The sequence below is a fragment of the Streptomyces sp. NPDC096205 genome (assembly GCF_044763135.1).
In the GTDB taxonomy this organism is placed as follows: Bacteria; Actinomycetota; Actinomycetes; order Streptomycetales; family Streptomycetaceae; genus Streptomyces.
Window position 1 is genome coordinate 409455 of the sequence record NZ_JBIWFS010000006.1, and the last position, 16353, is coordinate 425807.

At 71.9% G+C, this 16353-nt stretch carries 19 protein-coding genes; 8 read left to right on the forward strand and 11 right to left on the reverse strand.

All coding sequences use genetic code 11. The annotated features are described in order from the left end of the window. Positions 1 to 171: 171 nt before the first annotated feature. The 4 genes from ACIQ6Y_RS24030 to ACIQ6Y_RS24045 all read left to right on the forward strand — a co-directional run bounded on the left by ACIQ6Y_RS24030 (position 172) and on the right by ACIQ6Y_RS24045 (position 4581). Positions 172 to 771, forward strand: a complete 600-nt coding sequence (locus ACIQ6Y_RS24030) for a TetR/AcrR family transcriptional regulator (RefSeq protein WP_404042002.1) — start codon at positions 172 to 174, stop codon at positions 769 to 771. A gap of 121 nt (positions 772 to 892) precedes the next feature. Then, a complete protein-coding gene (locus ACIQ6Y_RS24035; RefSeq protein ID WP_404042003.1) occupies positions 893 to 3109 on the forward strand; it encodes an MMPL family transporter in 2217 nt (738 codons plus the stop codon). A gap of 114 nt (positions 3110 to 3223) precedes the next feature. After that, positions 3224 to 3739 (forward strand): YbaK/EbsC family protein, encoded by a 516-nt coding sequence (locus ACIQ6Y_RS24040; RefSeq protein ID WP_404042004.1) that lies wholly within the window; start codon positions 3224 to 3226, stop codon positions 3737 to 3739. After that, positions 3736 to 4581, forward strand: a complete 846-nt coding sequence (locus ACIQ6Y_RS24045) for an EamA family transporter (RefSeq protein WP_404042005.1) — start codon at positions 3736 to 3738, stop codon at positions 4579 to 4581. The genes ACIQ6Y_RS24040 and ACIQ6Y_RS24045 overlap by 4 nt, the downstream gene beginning before the upstream one ends. 3 nt (positions 4582 to 4584) lie before the next feature. Here the strand turns inward: ACIQ6Y_RS24045 and ACIQ6Y_RS24050 are convergent, their stop codons facing one another. From ACIQ6Y_RS24050 to ACIQ6Y_RS24060, 3 genes are read right to left on the reverse strand one after another with little or no spacing between them, the layout of a single operon-like run. Next, complete coding sequence (locus ACIQ6Y_RS24050) at positions 4585 to 5355, reverse strand: alpha/beta fold hydrolase (RefSeq protein WP_404042006.1); 771 nt, start codon at positions 5353 to 5355, stop codon at positions 4585 to 4587. A gap of 1 nt (position 5356) precedes the next feature. Further along, the gene (locus tag ACIQ6Y_RS24055; RefSeq protein WP_404042007.1) at positions 5357 to 5566 is read right to left on the reverse strand and encodes a DUF4287 domain-containing protein; all 210 of its coding nucleotides are present in this window, start codon (positions 5564 to 5566) and stop codon (positions 5357 to 5359) included. A 1-nt stretch (position 5567) separates the two neighbouring features. Continuing rightward, entirely contained in the window at positions 5568 to 6155 is a 588-nt protein-coding gene (locus ACIQ6Y_RS24060; RefSeq protein ID WP_404042008.1) for a dihydrofolate reductase family protein, read from the reverse strand. Positions 6156 to 6327: 172 nt separating this feature from the next. On the opposite strand from ACIQ6Y_RS24060, the gene ACIQ6Y_RS24065 reads away from it, so the two are divergent. Both ACIQ6Y_RS24065 and ACIQ6Y_RS24070 read left to right on the forward strand, forming a co-directional pair. Then, entirely contained in the window at positions 6328 to 6966 is a 639-nt protein-coding gene (locus ACIQ6Y_RS24065; protein ID WP_404042009.1) for a TetR/AcrR family transcriptional regulator, read from the forward strand. A 98-nt stretch (positions 6967 to 7064) separates the two neighbouring features. After that, the gene (locus ACIQ6Y_RS24070) at positions 7065 to 7340 is read left to right on the forward strand and encodes a DUF1876 domain-containing protein (RefSeq protein WP_404042010.1); all 276 of its coding nucleotides are present in this window, start codon (positions 7065 to 7067) and stop codon (positions 7338 to 7340) included. 7 nt (positions 7341 to 7347) lie between these two features. Here ACIQ6Y_RS24070 and ACIQ6Y_RS24075 read toward each other — a convergent pair whose 3' ends face one another. Next, on the reverse strand, positions 7348 to 8517 hold the full coding sequence (locus ACIQ6Y_RS24075) for a serine hydrolase domain-containing protein (RefSeq protein ID WP_404042011.1): 1170 nt from the start codon (positions 8515 to 8517) through the stop codon (positions 7348 to 7350). 148 nt (positions 8518 to 8665) lie between these two features. Here ACIQ6Y_RS24075 and ACIQ6Y_RS24080 point away from each other — a divergent pair, with 148 nt between their 5' ends. After that, positions 8666 to 8932, forward strand: coding sequence for a hypothetical protein (locus ACIQ6Y_RS24080; RefSeq protein WP_404042012.1), 267 nt, complete (start codon positions 8666 to 8668; stop codon positions 8930 to 8932). A gap of 59 nt (positions 8933 to 8991) precedes the next feature. Here ACIQ6Y_RS24080 and ACIQ6Y_RS24085 read toward each other — a convergent pair whose 3' ends face one another. The 6 genes from ACIQ6Y_RS24085 to ACIQ6Y_RS24110 all read right to left on the reverse strand — a co-directional run bounded on the left by ACIQ6Y_RS24085 (position 8992) and on the right by ACIQ6Y_RS24110 (position 13967). After that, positions 8992 to 10113 carry a trypsin-like serine peptidase gene (locus tag ACIQ6Y_RS24085; protein ID WP_404042013.1) on the reverse strand — a complete coding sequence of 374 codons (1122 nt, stop codon included), beginning with the start codon at positions 10111 to 10113 and terminating at the stop codon, positions 8992 to 8994. Positions 10114 to 10246: 133 nt separating this feature from the next. Further along, positions 10247 to 10693 carry an organic hydroperoxide resistance protein gene (locus ACIQ6Y_RS24090; RefSeq protein WP_404042014.1) on the reverse strand — a complete coding sequence of 149 codons (447 nt, stop codon included), beginning with the start codon at positions 10691 to 10693 and terminating at the stop codon, positions 10247 to 10249. Between the two features lie 233 nt (positions 10694 to 10926). After that, the gene (locus ACIQ6Y_RS24095; protein WP_404042015.1) at positions 10927 to 11397 is read right to left on the reverse strand and encodes a MarR family winged helix-turn-helix transcriptional regulator; all 471 of its coding nucleotides are present in this window, start codon (positions 11395 to 11397) and stop codon (positions 10927 to 10929) included. Next, positions 11394 to 12143, reverse strand: a complete 750-nt coding sequence (locus ACIQ6Y_RS24100; RefSeq protein ID WP_404042016.1) for an energy-coupling factor ABC transporter ATP-binding protein — start codon at positions 12141 to 12143, stop codon at positions 11394 to 11396. The genes ACIQ6Y_RS24095 and ACIQ6Y_RS24100 overlap by 4 nt, the downstream gene beginning before the upstream one ends. Positions 12144 to 12160: 17 nt before the next feature. Beyond that, entirely contained in the window at positions 12161 to 12922 is a 762-nt protein-coding gene (gene cbiQ, locus ACIQ6Y_RS24105) for a cobalt ECF transporter T component CbiQ (RefSeq protein WP_404042017.1), read from the reverse strand. Position 12923: 1 nt separating this feature from the next. Beyond that, positions 12924 to 13967, reverse strand: coding sequence for an energy-coupling factor ABC transporter permease (locus ACIQ6Y_RS24110; RefSeq protein WP_404042018.1), 1044 nt, complete (start codon positions 13965 to 13967; stop codon positions 12924 to 12926). 167 nt (positions 13968 to 14134) lie between these two features. On the opposite strand from ACIQ6Y_RS24110, the gene ACIQ6Y_RS24115 reads away from it, so the two are divergent. Beyond that, a complete protein-coding gene (locus ACIQ6Y_RS24115) occupies positions 14135 to 14491 on the forward strand; it encodes an SsgA family sporulation/cell division regulator (protein ID WP_404042019.1) in 357 nt (118 codons plus the stop codon). A gap of 53 nt (positions 14492 to 14544) precedes the next feature. Here the strand turns inward: ACIQ6Y_RS24115 and ACIQ6Y_RS24120 are convergent, their stop codons facing one another. After that, positions 14545 to 16218 (reverse strand): penicillin-binding transpeptidase domain-containing protein, encoded by a 1674-nt coding sequence (locus ACIQ6Y_RS24120; protein ID WP_404042020.1) that lies wholly within the window; start codon positions 16216 to 16218, stop codon positions 14545 to 14547. Positions 16219 to 16353 lie beyond the last annotated feature (135 nt).

The window sequence follows — 16353 nt, forward strand, 5'->3', positions numbered from 1 at the left end:
GAGTTTCCGGGCGGCTGCGAGGCGGGCCGTGAGGTGGGTTGCGAGGCGAGCTGTGAGGTGGCACACGTACGAAACCGTTTCGTTTCGCAGAGCTTCTGCGCTACATTCGTCGGAGTACGAGAAATCCCCCAGGGGGCACCCCCGAAGGGGCCGGGCAGGAGGGTGGGAGACATGGCTGAGGTCGCGACACCGCGTCGCAGCCGGATCACGCCCGAGCGGGCGGCCGAGCTGTACGAGGCCGTGCTCGACCTGCTCCGGGAAGTCGGCTACGACGCCCTCACCATGGACGCCGTCGCCGCCCGCACCCGGTCCAGCAAGGCCACGCTCTACCGCCAGTGGGGCGGCAAGGCCGAACTGGTCGTCAAGGCCCTGCGGCACAGCAAGCCCGGCAATGTCGGCGAGATCGACACCGGCTCCCTCCGCGGCGACCTGCACGCGCTGGTCACCATGGACGACGACTGCACCATGGAGCAGAACTCCGCGCTGATGCGGGGCATCGCCATGGCGATCCACCAGAACGCGGATCTTCGCCAGGCGTTCCAGGAGCAGCTCATCGAACCGGAGATGGCCGAGTTCCAGCGCGTGCTGCAGCGCGCCGTCGACCGGGGCGAGGTCCGCCCCGACTGTCCGGCGCTGGACTTCATGCTCCACATGATGGTCGGCGGGTTCGTCACCCGCGCCCTGCTGGACGACCGGCCGCCGACCCAGGAGTTCCTGATCTCGTACGTGGACGCCGTGGTCCTCCCCGCCCTCGGTGTCCCCGCAGTCTGATCCCCTTCCATCAAGCACCTGACGTCACCGCTCACGTCGTCGGGCCGACCGACCCTGCCTCCCCGCCGGGACGGTCACCCCTGCCCTGAATGAACCCACGACCTGACCGGGAGTACGCCCCGTGGCCACGTTCCTGTACAAACTGGGCCGCCTCGCCTTCCGGCGACGGCACTTCGTCGCCCTGATATGGGTGGCGCTGCTGACCCTCGCCGGAGTCGGCGCGGCCAGCGCGCCCGCCCCCGGCACCACGTCCTTCTCGATCCCCGGCACCGAGGCCCAGAAGGCCTTCGACCTGCTGGAGGAGCGCTTCCCCGGGATGAGCGCCGACGGGGCCACCGCCCGCGTCGTCTTCAAGGCGCCCGTCGGCGAGAAGATGACGGACGCCGAGAACAAGGCGACCGTGCAGAAGACCGTCAAGGAGCTGTCGACCGGCTCCGAGGTCACCTCCGTCGCCGACCCGTACCAGGCGGGGGCCGTCAGCAAGTCCGGCTCCGTCGCCTACGCGTCGGTCAAGTACGACGTCTCCGGCATGGAACTGCAGGACTCCAGCCGTGAGGCCCTTCAGGACGCCGCCGAGCACGCCCGGGACGCGGGGCTGACCGTCGAGATCGGCGGTGACGCCCTCCAGGCCACCCCGGAGACCGGCTCGACCGAGATCATCGGCATCGCCATGGCCGCCGTCGTCCTGGTCATCACCTTCGGCTCGCTGCTCGCCGCGGGTCTGCCGCTGCTCACCGCGATCATCGGCGTCGGCATCGGCGTCTCCTCGATCGCCGCCCTGGCCAGCACGCTGGACCTGGGGTCCACGACCTCGACCCTCGCCACGATGATCGGCCTGGCCGTCGGCATCGACTACGCGCTGTTCATCGTCTCCCGCTACCGGGCCGAGCTGGCCGAGGGCCGCGACAGGGAAGAGGCCGCGGGCCGCGCGGTCGGTACGGCGGGCTCGGCGGTGGTCTTCGCCGGACTCACCGTCGTCATCGCCCTGGTGGGCCTGGCCGTCGTCAACATCCCGATGCTGACGAAGATGGGCGTGGCCGCGGCCGGCACGGTCGCCATCGCGGTCCTCATCGCGCTCACCCTCATCCCGGCCCTCCTCGGCTACGCGGGCCGCAAGGTGCGCCCGGCCGGCCAGAAGTCCAAGCTCCTCGGCGGCGGCCGGGCCGCCGAGAAGGCCGACCGCCCGAACATGGGCACGCGCTGGGCGAGCTTCGTGGTCCGCCGCCCGCTGGCCGTGCTGCTGGTCGGCATCGTCGGCCTGGGCGCCGCCGCCATCCCGGCGACCTCCCTGGAACTGGGCCTGCCCGACGACGGCTCCCAGCCCACCTCCACCACCCAGCGCCGCGCCTACGACACGCTCTCCGAGGGCTTCGGCCCCGGCTTCAACGGGCCGCTGATGGTGGTCGTCGACGCCAAGGGCAGCGCCGACCCCGAGGCCGCGTTCGCCGAGACCGGCGACCGCATCAAGGCCCTGGACAACGTCGTGACGGTCACCCCGGCCACGCCCAACAAGGCGGGCGACACGGCGACGATCACGGTGATCCCGGACGCGAAGCCGTCCTCGGTGACGACGGAGGAACTGGTCCACTCGATCCGTGACGCGGGCGCGGGCATCGCGGCGGACACCGACGCGGAGGTCCTGGTCACGGGCGCGACGGCGATGAACATCGACGTCTCGCAGAAGCTGAACGACGCCCTGATCCCCTACCTGATCCTGGTGGTGGGCCTGGCCTTCCTGCTGCTGATCGTGGTCTTCCGCTCGATCCTGGTCCCGCTCAAGGCGGCCCTCGGCTTCCTGCTGTCGGTCATGGCGGCGCTGGGCGCCGTGGTCGCGGTCTTCCAGTGGGGCTGGCTGTCCGGCCTGATGGGCGTGGAGGAGACCGGGCCCGTCATGTCGATGATGCCGATCTTCATGGTCGGCGTGGTCTTCGGTCTCGCGATGGACTACGAGGTCTTCCTCGTGACCCGCATGCGTGAGGCGTACGTGCACGGCGAGAAGCCGAGCCAGGCCGTGGTGACGGGCTTCAAGTACGGCGCGCGGGTCGTCACGGCCGCCGCGGTCATCATGATGGCGGTCTTCGCCGGCTTCATCGGCTCCTCCGAGTCCATGATCAAGATGATCGGCTTCGGCCTCGCCATCGCCGTCTTCTTCGACGCCTTCATCGTCCGCATGGCCATCGTCCCGGCGGTCCTCGCCCTGCTGGGCAAGCGCGCCTGGTGGCTGCCCAAGTGGCTCGACCGGGTCCTGCCCAACGTCGACGTCGAGGGCGAGGGCCTGCGCGCCCACGACCGCAAGGACGTCGACCCCGACGAGGAGAAGGAACTGGTCCGCGCCTGACACCGGGCCGGCCGGCCGGTGAGGACCCTCGGCGAAGAGGGCCCTCACCGGCTTCTTCGTGCCCGGACTCAATCCACTCGCGTGTCTCATACACCCACCGCTACCGTGCCCTGCATGACGACGACAGCCGCCACTGACGCCGAGGGCTCCGGAGCCCACCCCCGTTTCGCCGAAGCCCTGTTGGAGGACGGGCTCGAGGGACTGCTGCGACGAGTGCGCCGGTTCCCGGAGGCCACGCGTACCGCGGCCGAGGCCGCCGCCGCGATCGGGTGCGAGCTCGGTCAGATCTGCAAGTCGCTGATCTTCGCGGCCGACGGGGTGCCGGTGCTGGTGCTGATGGACGGGGCCTCGCGGGTGGATGTGGAGCGGGTCCGGGAGGCGCTCGGGGCGCGGAAGGTGACGCGGGCCGACGCCGGGGTCGTACGGGAGACCACCGGGTACGCCATCGGCGGGGTGCCGCCGTTCGGGCACCGGACGCGGACCACCGTGCTCGCCGACCGGGGGCTGCTCGCGCACAGCGAGGTCTGGGCCGCCGCGGGCGACCCGCACGCCGTGTTCCCCATCGCCCCGGACGCGCTCGTCGCGCACGCCGGGGCCACGCTGGTGGACGTGCGCGAGCGCACCTCGTGACGCCGCTGGTCACCGCGGCGGTGCTGCTCGCCGCGGTCACGCACGCCAGCTGGAACGCCATCGCGCACAAGATCACGGACAAGCTCGTCGGGTTCACCCTGATATCGGGCGGCGGGGCGCTCATCGGGCTCTGCCTCGCGCCCTTCGCCGCCGTACCGGCCGCCGGCGCCTGGCCGTATCTCGCCGCCTCCGCCGTCATCCACCTCGTGTACTACGTCCTGCTCATGCGCTCCTTCCGGCTCGGTGACTTCGGGCAGGCCTACCCCATCGCGCGCGGCAGCGCCCCGCTGGTCGTGACCGTGCTGGCCGCCCTGTTCGCGCACGAGGTGCCCGACGCCTGGGCGGCGGCCGGTATCGGGCTGTCCTGTGCCGGGCTGACCGGCGTCGCGCTGTGGGGCCTGCGCGGGAGGCGGCCCAATTGGGCGGCGGTCGGGGCCGCGCTCGCCACAGGGATGTCCATAGCGGCGTACACCGTGGTGGACGGGCTCGGGGTGCGGGCCTCCGGGTCGGCCCTCGGGTACACCGCCTGGCTGATGATCGCCGAGGGGCTCGCGCTGCCGGTCTACGCCCTCTACCGGTGGCGGCGGGACACCCTGGTCATGCTCCGGCCCTTCGCCGGGGTCGGGCTGCTGGGCGCGGCCCTGTCCGTGGCGGCGTACGGGCTGGTGCTGTGGGCGCAGACGCGGGCGGAGATGGCGCCCATCGCGGCGCTCAGGGAGTCCTCGATCCTGGTCGGCGCGGCGATCGGGGCCGTCGTCTTCAAGGAGCGGTTCGGCGCGGCCCGGATCTGGGCGGCGGGGCTGCTGGTCGCCGGGATCGGGCTGATGCTGCACTCGGGGTGAGCGTCAGGCCCGGGCCGCCCGCCGGATCGCCGCCACGGTCGGCACGGGCTCCTGGGTGAGGAAGTCCAGCAGCAGCGCGTTGACCAGGTGCGGCTTCTCCTGGGTGAGGAAGTGGGAGGTGCCGGGGACGACGGCGAGCTCGGCGTCCGGCAGGGCGTCGTACATCTCCACGGCGTGAGACATGGTCATCAGGTCGTCGTCGGCGAACATCACCAGCGAGCGCGCGGTCACCGCGGCCAGGTCGGCGGCCCGCAGGTTCGGCTCCTTCGCGGCCATCTCGCCGACCTTCGTGGCGACGACCCGGAAGTGGTCGGCGCCGTCGGGGGACACCTCGGCGTAGGACGGGCCGAGGAACTGGGTGATCGCGTCGACGTCCCACTCCATGTCCGGCGCGGCCTCGCCCGCCTTGCTGAAGCCGCCGCTGATCATCACCAGCCGCTTGACCAGGTCGGGCCGCCGCATCGCGACCAGCATGGCCACGAACGCCCCGTCGCTGTGTCCGACCAGGTCGGCGGGGGCGCGGACGACCGTCTCCAGGAAGGCGACGGTGTCGTCGGCCATCAGCTGGTAGGTGATCGGGCCGGGCACGTCCGGGGTGTGGCCGTGGCCGCGGCGCTCGGGCGTGTAGACGTGGAAGTGCTCGGCGAGGGGGCCGAGGTTCGGCTCGAAGAAGCGGGCGTCGACGAGTCCGCCGTGCAGCAGCACCAGCGGCTCGCCCGCGCCGTGCTCGTCGTACCAGGTGTTCACGTCGCCGGTCCGGACGTACGTTCCCATGTCAGTTGTCTCCAGCCTTCAGCGTGTGGGCGACGAGGGCGTTGGCGTGACCGTGGCCCAGGCCGTGCTCGGTCTTGAGCCAGGCGACCAGCTCCATGTGGCGGGTCAGCGCGGAGGAGCGGATCAGCTCGATCCACTCGGCGACCGGACGGCCGTACTTCTTCTCGATGGACGGGAAGTAGCTCGCCGGGCCCTTCGCGGGAGTGCTCATGTCAGTTCGCGCCCTTCTCGTCGGCCTGCGCCTCGGCGAGCCGGTGGCGCAGCAGGACCACCTTGCCGTCGAAGGTCCGCGACTCGACCAGGTCGAGGGCGAGGCGCGGCAGCGGACCGCGCAGCACGGGCCTGCCGCCGCCGAGGACGACCGGGTGGACGAAGACCTGGTACTCGTCGATCAGCCGGTGCTCGGTGAGGAAGGACGCCAGCTCCGAGCCGCCGAACAGCAGCAGGTTCTTGCCGCTCTCCTTCAGCGCGGTCAGTTCCTCCACCACGTTCTCGCCGATGACCCGGGTGTTCCATTCGGCCTCCTTCAGCGTCGAGGAGACGACGATCTTCTGCGCCTCGCGCCAGACCGGGGCGAAAGCGAGGTCGTGCGCGTCGGTGGAGAACTCCTCGGCGCGCGGCCAGTAGCCGGACATCAGGTCCCACACCTTGCGGCCGTAGAGGAAGACGTCGGCCTCGGCGGTGAGCGCCTGCGAGTGGGCGGACAGCTCGCCGGCCATGTGCGGCCAGTCGAACTCGCCGTTCGGGCCCTCGATGAAACCGTCCAGCGACTGATGGACGAAGTGCGTGATCTTCCCCATGGCGGATACCCCCAGTAGCCCTTGTGTACGATGTCCACATTCGGAGGGTGTGGTGATCCGCGCCCCCGAACGATCTTGCAGAAGCCTAGGCGATAAAAGTGGATGCTGTCCACATCGCTGTCCACATCGCTGTCCACATCGCTGTTCACATCGCTGTTCACCAGGAGGCCCGATGGCCGCGACCGGCAAGTCCAAGCGGGACACCTACCGCCACGGTGACCTGCGCAACGCCCTGATCGAGGCCGCTCTCGAACTCGCCCGCGAAGGCGGCCCCGAGGCCGTCGTGCTGCGGGCCGCGACCCGGCAGGCGGGCGTGGTGCCGAACGCCGCCTACCGCCACTTCGCCGACCGCGCGGCCCTGCTGCACGCGGTGTCCCAGGCCGCGATGGCCCGGGTCGCCCGCACGATGGAGGCCGAGCAGGCCGCGCTGCCGGACCCGTCCGACCCGGCCGCCGCGGCGCGGGCCCGCTTCCGTGCCGTCGGCACCGGCTATCTGCGGTTCGCCCGCGAGGAGCCGGGCCTGTTCCGTACGGCCTTCCATGTGCCCGGCGACATGACCTACGCCGCCGACGACAGCGCGGCCGGGGCGAGCGGCCGTACGCCCTTCGAGCTGCTCGGCGAGGCGCTCGACGGGCTGGTCGAGCAGGGACTGCTGCCCGAGGAGCGGCGGCCGGGGGCGGAGTTTCTCGCCTGGTCCGCGGTGCACGGCATCGCCGTACTGATGATCGACGGGCCGCTGCGGGGGCTGCTGCCGGAGCAGGCGCGGGAGGCCGGGGAGCATGTCATCGACATGATCGAGCGGGGCATCTGAGGCCCCCGCCGAAGGGACGTCGGTCGCCCCCGGCGGGTGTGGTGCGGGTGCCGGGTCTCGGGGGCACTCTGGAAGGAGGTCTTCCGGAGGTGATCGTCATGATGCACACCACAGTGGGATGGCATGTCGAGCTGGAGTTCATGGAGGACGACCAGCACACCAAGGCGGCCGCGATGGTGCGCCTGCCCGACGGCAGCGAGGTACGCGCCCACGGGCACGCCAGCAGGCACCACACGGACTCGAATCAGCCCCGGGTCGGGGAGGAGATCGCCGGTGCGCGGGCGCTCAACGAGCTGGCGATGCAGCTCCTGAGCAAGGCGCACGGCGAGATCGACCAGGCGTCCGGGCGGACGTCCCACCCGATCCACGTCTGAGGCCGCTCTAGCGGTCCTCACCGAGGGCGCTGCGTACGGCCCTGACCAGGGCCTGTGCCCTCGGGTCCGCGGTCACGCTCTGGCGGAAGCCGTTGGTGACATAGCCGAAGGCGATGCCCGAGTCGGGGTCGGCGAACCCGAGGGCGCCGCCGCGGCCCGGGTGGCCGAAGGAGGCGGGCGACAGCAGCGGGGACGCGGCGCCGTGCAGCATGTGGCCGAGGCCGAAGCGGGTGCCGACGACGAGGACGCGGTCGGTGCCCGCGGACTGCTCGGTGCGGGCCAGCGCGGCCGTCTCCGGCGTGAACAGGCGCCGTCCGCCGTCGACCTCGCCGATCAGGGAGGCGTAGATCCGCGCCAGGCCGTCGGCGGTGGCGATGCCGTTGGAGGCGGGCAGGGCGGCCGCGCGGTAGGCGGGGTCGTTCTCGTCGGGCAGCGGGGTGATCGCGGCGAAGGCGCGGCGGGTGAGGGAGTCCGGGTCGGCGTAGGCGTCGGCGACCGCACGCTTGGGGCGGGTCTTCAGGGCGCCCGCGGCCTCGGGTATCTCGGCGGCGCCGACCCGGCCCGCGCGGCCGGCCTCGGCGGCCGGCAGGCCCAGCCAGAAGTCCGCGCCGACGGGCCCGGCGATCTCCTCGGCGATCCACGCGCCGATCGGCCGCCCGGTGACCCGGCGTAGCAGCTCGCCGGTCAGCCAGCTGTAGGTCTGGGCGTGGTAGCCGTGGTCCGTGCCCGGCTCCCAGGCGGGTGCCTGCGCGGCGACGGCCTGCGCGCCGAGCTCGGGGTCGGCGGCCTCGGCGGGGGTGAGCGGCCGGTCGAGGACGGGCACGCCCGCGCGGTGCGCGAGCAGATGCCGTACGAGGGTGTGCTCCTTGCCCGCCGCCTTGAACTCCGGCCACCAGGCGCCGACCGGTGCGTCCAGGTCCAGCTCGCCGCGCTGGTGCAGCAGCAGGAGGGCCGCGGCGGCGACGCCCTTGGTGGCCGAGCGCACGATCTGCGCGGTGCCGCGCTCCCAGGGGGCCGTGCCGTCGATGTCCCGCGTGCCGCCCCACAGGTCGACCACCCGGTGGCCGTCCCGGTAGACGGAGACGGCCGCGCCCCGGTCGCCGAGCACCTCGAAGTTCCGTACGAACGCCTCCCTGACCGGCTCGAAGCCCTCGGCCACAGTGCCGTGCACGTCCACGTCGTACGTCCCTTCCGCTTGCCTACGACAGTGGGTGCAACAGTAGGGGGCCGCCTGCGATTCCTTGGTTCTGGGGATCCGGAGGGGGTTGTGTGGGGGAAGCCGGAGGAGGAGGCTCCGGCTCCGAGGCGGTGGGTAGCGTGCCGGAGTGACGAAGAAGATCTTGTTGGCGGGGGTGCTGCTCGCCGCCGTGTGCGCGGGCGCCGGTGCCGCCGCGTACGCCGCCCTCGCCGAGGACACCGCCGTGTCCGTGGACACGCAGCCGAAGCTGACCCGTGAGGACTACATCGCGCTGTGGCAGGAGGACCTGGCCGAGTCCGGCAAGGAGCTGCCCGCGGACGTGGACTCGATGAGCACCCAGGAGATCCTCGATGCGTGGGGGCGGGAGCTGGGCAAGCACGCGCAGCCCGGGTGAGCCGGTGCCGGAAGGGGGCCCGCGGTGTGCCGCGAGCCCCCTTCCCGTGCGGCGTGGCGTCAGCTGATGCCGTTGGCCGTGCTGATCGTGTTGCCCGCCTTCGAGTCGTGCTCGGAGGAGAACTGGTCGTCGGAGATACGGTTGCCCGACGCGTCCGACTCGTGGTGGCTGACAGCGCCGATGATGCGCGGGTCGCTGCTGTTCTTGCCCTCGATCCACGGGCCGCCGGAGGAGCCCTCGCCCATGTCGCAGTCCATCGACATCCGGTCGTCGAACGGGTTCCAGGAGCCGGCGTCCACGGTGTTGCCGGAGCAGTACATCATCCGCTCACCGGTGAGGTCGGTGCGGTTGTAGCCCTTGCCGGGGTAGCCGGCGGCGTAGACCTCGGCGTGGTCGGTGAGGTTCTCGGTGAAGGTGTAGCCGAACGCGCCCACGTTGTCCTGAAGCTTGCCCCAGGTGGGGTGGTCGTTGAGCACCACGGCGGCGTAGTCGGCGTCCTCCATGTCGCCGCTGTCCATCCACTCGTTGTTGACGACCTTGGACTTGATGGTCCAGGACCCGTAGGGGCCGCTGCCGTCGCGGTAGCCGGGGATGAACTCCGTCATGGTGTAGAAGCCGGCCGAGCCGGAGCCGTCGCCCGCGTGGACGCAGTGTCCGGCGGTCCACAGCGTGTTCCGGTTGTTCGACACGATGACCGCGGCCGAACAGGAGTGGTCCGAGCCGTCGGGCTGCTTGAAGAACAGCCGGCCGACCAGCGAGTACTGCGGTGCCGTGGTGTACGGCACCTCCTGCGAGACCGAGATCTCCGTGGCGGCAGCGGTGGTCGCGGTGGCCGCGTCGGTGGTGGCGTACGACGTCCTCGCCGGCTTGGTGGCGGGCGCGGCGGCGTGGGACGCGGCGACGGCCGGCGCGCCGTGCTCGGTGGCGGAGTCGGCGGTCGGCTCCTGGGTCCGGGCCCGCTGCTTCAGGGCGGTGACGTCCACCGGGCTGGCCGCGGCGGCGCGCAGGCGCGCCGGGGTCCAGTAGGCCCGGACCTCGCGGTCCGACGTCCGCTCGGTGGAGACGGTGATGCCCGCCGGGACGTCCTGGCCGGCCTCGGGCGCAGCCTGGGCGGTGAGGGGCGTGACGGAGAGCACCGCCGCGGTGGCGGCGAGGGGGACGACGGCGTGGTGAAGACGCACGAATGCCTCGTTTCGGAAGGCCGATGATCTTGAGGCTGTATGCAATCACCCCGTCGTGGTCATGACATGAGTGCACTGTGAACCACCTGTGGGGAGAGAGGGGTGGCTCGGGAGAGATGTGCGGCCGGCGGTGTCAGCCCAGGACGATGCTGACGTCGATGTTGCCGCGGGTCGCGTTCGAGTACGGGCAGACCTGGTGCGCCGCCTCCACCAGCTGTGCCGCGACCTGCTGGTCGAGGACCGGCAGCGAGACGCTGAGCGCGACCGCGAGGCCGTAGCCCTGCTGGGCGTTGGGGCCGATGCCGACCTTCGCGGCGACCGTCGAGCCGGTGAGGTCCAGGCCCGCGCGGCGGCCGACCAGCACCAGGGCGTTGTGGAAGCAGGAGCTGTAGCCGGCCGCGAACAACTGCTCGGGGTTGGTGCCGTCACCGTCGCCGCCCAGCTCCGGCGGCATCGCGACCCTCAGCTCCAGCCGGCCGTCCTGGCTGGTGACATACCCGTCCCGGCCGCCGTGCGCGGTCGCCTCCGCGACGTACATGATCTTCTTCGGGCGGGTGTCGACGGCGGTGCCTTCGCTCACGGCTCGGACCTTCCCCTGGGTGCGCGGTGAACACAGTGGTGTGCAACTACATCGTGCACAAGGTACCGACCGGTAAGGAGGAGTTGTGGGGGAGGGGTGGGCAACCGCGGGTAACCGGCCCTGGCGGATGCGCGGGCCTCAGCGGGCCCCAGCGGGCGTCGGATGCGCGGGCCTCAGCGGGCCTCAGCGGGCGCGGGATGCGCGGGCCTCAGCGGGCGCGGGATGCGCGGGTCTCAGCGCGCCCGGGTCGCCGCCTCGTCCGCCCGCTCCGCGAGCGCGCGCAACTCCTCGCGCAACCGGGCGACCTCCGCCCCGCCGAGCCCCGTCGCCGCGAGCAGTGCGCCGGGTACGCGCGCCGCGCGCTCCCGGAGTTCCTCCGCGCGCCCCGTGCCCGCGACGAGCACCGAGCGCTCGTCGTGCGCCGCACGCTCCCGGCGTACGAGCCCGGCGCTCTCCAGGCGCTTGAGCAGCGGCGACATCGTGCCGTAGTCGAGGCGCAGGGCGGCCGCCAGGTCCTTCACCGTCGTCTCGCCGCGCTCCCACAGGACCAGCAGGACCAGGTACTGCGGGTAGGTCAGGCCGAGCTCGTCGAGGAGCGGCCGGTAGGCAGCCGTCACCGCACGCTGGGCGGCGTACAGCGCGAAACACAGCTGCTCGTCGAGCAGCGGCGACCCGGCGGGTGTCTCCTCGTCCTTACGCGTCACGCGCCCATTGTCACGGACCGCGGGTCGAAGCCGAAGGGCAGCTCCAGCCGGTGGGCCCGCATCAGGTCCTCGTCGGAGAGCAGCGCGCCGGTCGGACCGTCGGCGGCGATCACGCCCTCGGACAGGATCAGCGAGCGCGGGCACAGCTCCAGCGCGTACGGCAGGTCGTGGGTGACCATCAGGACGGTGACGTCCAGGGAGCGCAGGATGTCGGCCAGTTCGCGGCGCGAGGCGGGGTCGAGGTTGGACGACGGCTCGTCCAGGACGAGGATCTCCGGCTCCATCGCGAGCACGGTCGCGACCGCGACCCGGCGGCGCTGGCCGAAGGAGAGATGGTGCGGCGGGCGGTCCTTGAAGGCGGCCATGCCGACCTGCTCCAGCGCCCCGTCGACCCGCGCCTCCAGCTCGGCGCCCTTCAGCCCGGCCGCGGCGGGCCCGAAGGCCACGTCCTCGCGGACCGTCGGCATGAACAGCTGGTCGTCGGGGTCCTGGAAGACGATGCCGACCTTGCGCCGGATCTGTGCCATGTTCCGCTTGTCGACCGGCAGCCCGGCGACGGTGACCCGGCCCGCGCCGCCGGTCAGGATGCCGTTGAGGTGCAGCACCAGCGTGGTCTTGCCGGCGCCGTTCGGGCCGAGCAGCGCGACCCGCTCGCCGCGCTCGACGCGGAAGTCGACGCCGAACAGGGCCTGGTGCCCGTCGGGGTAGGCGAAGGCGAGGCCGGAGACCTCCAGCGAGGCGGTCATGGGCTCTGGGTAAGCAGTCACAGCGTCCATCCCAGCAGACATACGACGAGGGCGGCCAAGGGGAGGGTGAGCGCGTACGTCCACTGCGCCCGGGAGGCGGTCACCTCGTCGATGACCGGCATCGAACCGGCGTAGCCACGGCTGACCATGGCCAGGTGGACGCGCTCGCCGCGTTCGTAGGAGCGGATGAACAGCGCGCCCGCCGACTTGGCGAGCACGCCCCAGTGCTTCACGCCGCGCGCCTCGAAGCCGCGCGACTCGCGGGCGATCCGCATCCGCCGCATCTCGTCCGTGATGACATCGCCGTAGCGGATCATGAAGGACGCGATCTGCACCAGCAGCGGCGGCAGCTTCAGCCGTTGCAGGCCCAGCAGCAGTTCGCGCAGCTCGGTCGTGGAGGCCAGCAGCACGGACGCGGCGACGCCCAGGGTGCCCTTGGCCAGGACGTTCCAGGCGCCCCACAGGCCGCTGACGCTCAGCGACACGCCGAGCACCTCGGTGCGCTCGCCCTCCGCCACGAACGGCATCAGCACCGCGAAGGCCACGAACGGCACCTCGATCAGCAGCCGCTTCAGCAGAAAGCCCGCGGGCACGCGCGCGTACGCCGCGACGCACGCCAGCAGCAGGGCGTACAGCCCGAAGGCCCACATCGCCTCGCGCGGCGTCGACACGACGACCACCACGAAGGCGAACGCGGCGACGAGCTTGGTGTGCGGCGGCAGACCGTGCACGGGGGAGTGCCCGTGCCGGTAGAGCCGGTGCGCGTGCCCGGCCCCCATGTCAGACGCTCACATCGGCGGGCGAGACGGAGGAGGACCGCCGCCTGCGCACCGCCCAGAACACGCCGCTTCCCGCCACGACGGTGACGCCGACGCCGATGACACCGGCGAGGCCGCCGGACAGCCGGGCGTCGTCGACGTCCTTGACGCCGTAGTCGGCGAGCGGCGAGTCGGCGGCCGCGTGGTCCTCGGCCTTCTTGTCGATGCCGTGGTCGGCGGCGACCTTCTCCAGGCCGTCGGGGCTGGCGGAGGCGTAGAAGCTGACGAACCCGGCGAGCACCAGGGAGGCGACCAGGCCGCCGGCCCACACCTTGCGGGTGGAGCGGGCGGCGACCGGGGCCGGCGCGGCGGCAGGGGCGTCGACCAGTTCGCCGTTGACCCGCAGCTTCAGCGGCTGGTGCAGGTCACGGGCGCCGTACACCAGGTCGGGGCGTACCGCGAGGACCGCGCCGACGGTGAGCGAGGTGATCACGGCCTCGCCGATGCCGATGAGGACATGGACGCCGACCATGGCGGTGGCGACCTTGCCGATCGAGACGTCGGTGGTGCCGCCGACGGCGTACAGCGCGGTGAAGGCCAGCGCCGAGACCGGCACGGACAGCAGCGCGGCGACGAAGGTCGCGGCGGTCACCGAGCGGCGGGTGCGCGGCAGGACCTTCACCAGAGCGCGGAAGACGGCGTAGGCGACGACGGTCGTCACGATCGCCATGTCGGTGATGTTCACGCCGAGCGCGGTCAGGCCGCCGTCGGCGAAGAGGATGCCCTGCATGAGCAGGACCACCGACACGCACAGCACACCCGTGTAGGGGCCGACGAGTATCGCGGCCAGGGCTCCGCCGAGGAGGTGGCCGCTGGTTCCGGCGGCCACGGGGAAGTTGAGCATCTGCACGGCGAAGATGAACGCCGCCACGAGCCCGGCCAGCGGCGCGGTCCGCTCGTCGAGTTCACGGCGCGCGCCGCGCAGGCTCACGGCGACGGCGCCGGCGGCGACGACTCCGGTGGCTACCGAGGTGGGGGCGTTGATGAATCCGTCAGGCACATGCACCGTTCGATGATAGTGGCTTAATGCGAACGGGTTGCAAGAGCGCACTGGGTGCCAATCAGCATGTGAGATAGATCTGTCCAGGCGGCATGATCCGGGAAATGTGGGACATTGGAGAAGAAGCGGAAGCTGGGCTTTCGCCTTGGTCACCGAGCGTAAGGGGACTGCCGATGTCTGTGATCGAGCAGTACGCACGAGCCCACATCGTCACGGACACCGACGTCACGGTTCAGGACAGCGGGGCTGTCCCTGTCATCCTGCGGTACGACCCGGACACCGATCCCCGCGCCGTGCGGGTCCGGCTGCCCGGCACCCGGGAGTGGGCCTTCTCCCGCTCCCTCCTCGAACAGGGGCTGCGCGCCCCCGCGGGCAACGGGGACGTGCGTGTGTGGCCCTGCGGACGGGTGCAGGCCGTGGTCGAGTTCCACTCCGCGCAGGGCGTCTCCGTGGTGCAGTTCGAGTCCAAGACGCTGGTGCGGTTCCTGCGGCGGACGTACATGGCCGCGGCGCAGCCCGTCCCACACTGAGCCTGACCCGCAGGTCCCTCGGGCGTCAGTCGTCAGCCGGCCGCCTTCGGTCGTCAGCCGGCCGCCTTCAGCAGGGCCGCCACGATCGGGCCCGCCGTGCTGCCGCCGTGGCCGCCCGCCTGGACCACGCCCGCGGCCGCCAGGTCACCGCGGTAGGCCGTGAACCAGCCGTTGGGCTTCTTCTGCCCGTCGACCTCCGCCGAACCCGTCTTCGCGCCCACGTCCCCGGTGACCCCGGCCATCGCCTCGGCCGCCGTGCCGTACGCCGCCGTGTACGCCATCACGTCCCGCACCTGCGCCAGCGTGCCCGCGGACAGCGAGCGGGAGGCCGTGGCCAGGGTGCGGCCGTCGACCTCGGGGGAGACCAGATAGGGCTGGTGGAAGCTGCCCGACTGGATGGTCGCCGAGACCGACGCCATGTTCAGCGGGTTCATCCGCACCCCGCCCTGCCCGATCAGCGAGGCCGCCATCTGCGCCTGCGACTGCACCGGCACCGAGCCGTCGAAGGTGGGCACCCCGACCGCCCAGTTGTCCATGCCGAGCCCGAACACCTGCTGCGCCTGCTGGGTCAGGTCGGCGTCCTTCAGCTTGGGCGCCTGGCTGATGAAGGCGGTGTTGCAGGAGCGGGCGAAGGACGCCTTGAAGGTGCCGCCCTTGATCTCGAACTTGTCGTCGTTCTGGAACTTCCAGCCGCCGTAGGTGAAGAACTTCGGGCACGGATGCGCCTTGTCCGCCGACGCCAGCTTCTTCTCGAACAGCATCGAGGAGGTGATGACCTTCATCGTGGAACCGGGCGCGAGGGAGCCCTGGAAGGCCGTGTTGAAGCCGGGCGAGGAGTTGGCGACGGCGAGGATCTCGCCCGTCGACGGGCGCAGCAGCACCACCGAGGCACGCTTGCGGGCGGCGACCTGCCGCTCGGCCTCCGCCTGCAGCGCCGGGCTGAGGGTCGTCTTCACCGTGCCCGGCGTGCCCTCGCTCAGCTCCAGCAGCGTCTTGTCGGACAGCTCGGCCTTCTTGGCGGCCTCACCGCGCACGACCCTGAGCTCGACGCCGGCCGTGCCGCCGGCCTTCTCGCCGTACTTCTCGCGCAGCCCGTCCAGGACCGGCGCCAGCGACGGGTACTTCTTCGTCGTCAGCTCCCCGCCCTCGCGGTCCAGCGCCTTGACCGGCGGGGTGCCGGCCTCGCCGGTGACGAGCCGGTCGCCGTCCTTCAGGTCGGGGTGGACGACCGCGGAGGCCCACTTCACCAGCGGCTTGCCGTCGGTCTCGTTCCGTACGACGGTCAGGGCGCTGCTGTACGTCAGCGGCTTGCTGACGGTGCCGTGGTGGACGGTGGCCTTGACGGTGAACGGCACCTTGTCGCCCTGGCGGACGCCGGGGGTGAGGGTGACGTGCTCCAGGTGGGCGTCCTTGGTGTAGCCGGAGAGTAGGGTGCGGGCGGCCGTGGCGTCCGTGGTGGCGGCCGCGGCCTCGGCCGGGCGGCCCGCCTGCCAGGCGGTGAGGAAGCGCGTGGCGGCTCCGGTGACCTCGGCCTGGGACAGCGGGCCGGTCTTCACCGACTTCGTCCGCGCCTCGGCGGCCGTGGCCGAGGTGTCGTCGGCCATGGCGCCGCCGCCGTACAGCGCGTAGGCGCCGACCCCGCCGCCCACCACGACCGCGGCGATCACCGAGCCGATGACGGCCGGTCTGGTGCTCCGTCGCTGGGCGACGCGCCTTCTCTTGCCCACTGCTTTCCGTTCCTCCGCGAAATCCCCGGGGTCCCCGTCGCCCTCGTGTCCCTTGTGGTCGTGCCCTCACCGTCCCCAACGACGGCGCCATCCTTCGGTCCCGACCTGTGCGGGTGACGTCGGCCACCCGTGGTG

What these genes read in the sequence shown, in the direction of transcription:
- ACIQ6Y_RS24065 (WP_404042009.1), top strand. Translation starts at nt 6,328, where the DNA reads ATGGCCGCGACCGGCAAGTCCAAGCGGGACACCTACCGCCACGGTGAC.
- ACIQ6Y_RS24060 (WP_404042008.1), bottom strand. Translation starts at nt 6,155, where the DNA reads ATGGGGAAGATCACGCACTTCGTCCATCAGTCGCTGGACGGTTTCATC.
- ACIQ6Y_RS24050 (WP_404042006.1), bottom strand. Translation starts at nt 5,355, where the DNA reads ATGGGAACGTACGTCCGGACCGGCGACGTGAACACCTGGTACGACGAG.
- ACIQ6Y_RS24040 (WP_404042004.1), top strand. Translation starts at nt 3,224, where the DNA reads ATGACGACGACAGCCGCCACTGACGCCGAGGGCTCCGGAGCCCACCCC.
- ACIQ6Y_RS24115 (WP_404042019.1), top strand. Translation starts at nt 14,135, where the DNA reads ATGTCTGTGATCGAGCAGTACGCACGAGCCCACATCGTCACGGACACC.
- cbiQ (WP_404042017.1), bottom strand. Translation starts at nt 12,922, where the DNA reads ATGGGGGCCGGGCACGCGCACCGGCTCTACCGGCACGGGCACTCCCCC.
- ACIQ6Y_RS24055 (WP_404042007.1), bottom strand. Translation starts at nt 5,566, where the DNA reads ATGAGCACTCCCGCGAAGGGCCCGGCGAGCTACTTCCCGTCCATCGAG.
- ACIQ6Y_RS24030 (WP_404042002.1), top strand. Translation starts at nt 172, where the DNA reads ATGGCTGAGGTCGCGACACCGCGTCGCAGCCGGATCACGCCCGAGCGG.
- ACIQ6Y_RS24100 (WP_404042016.1), bottom strand. Translation starts at nt 12,143, where the DNA reads ATGACCGCCTCGCTGGAGGTCTCCGGCCTCGCCTTCGCCTACCCCGAC.
- ACIQ6Y_RS24070 (WP_404042010.1), top strand. Translation starts at nt 7,065, where the DNA reads ATGATGCACACCACAGTGGGATGGCATGTCGAGCTGGAGTTCATGGAG.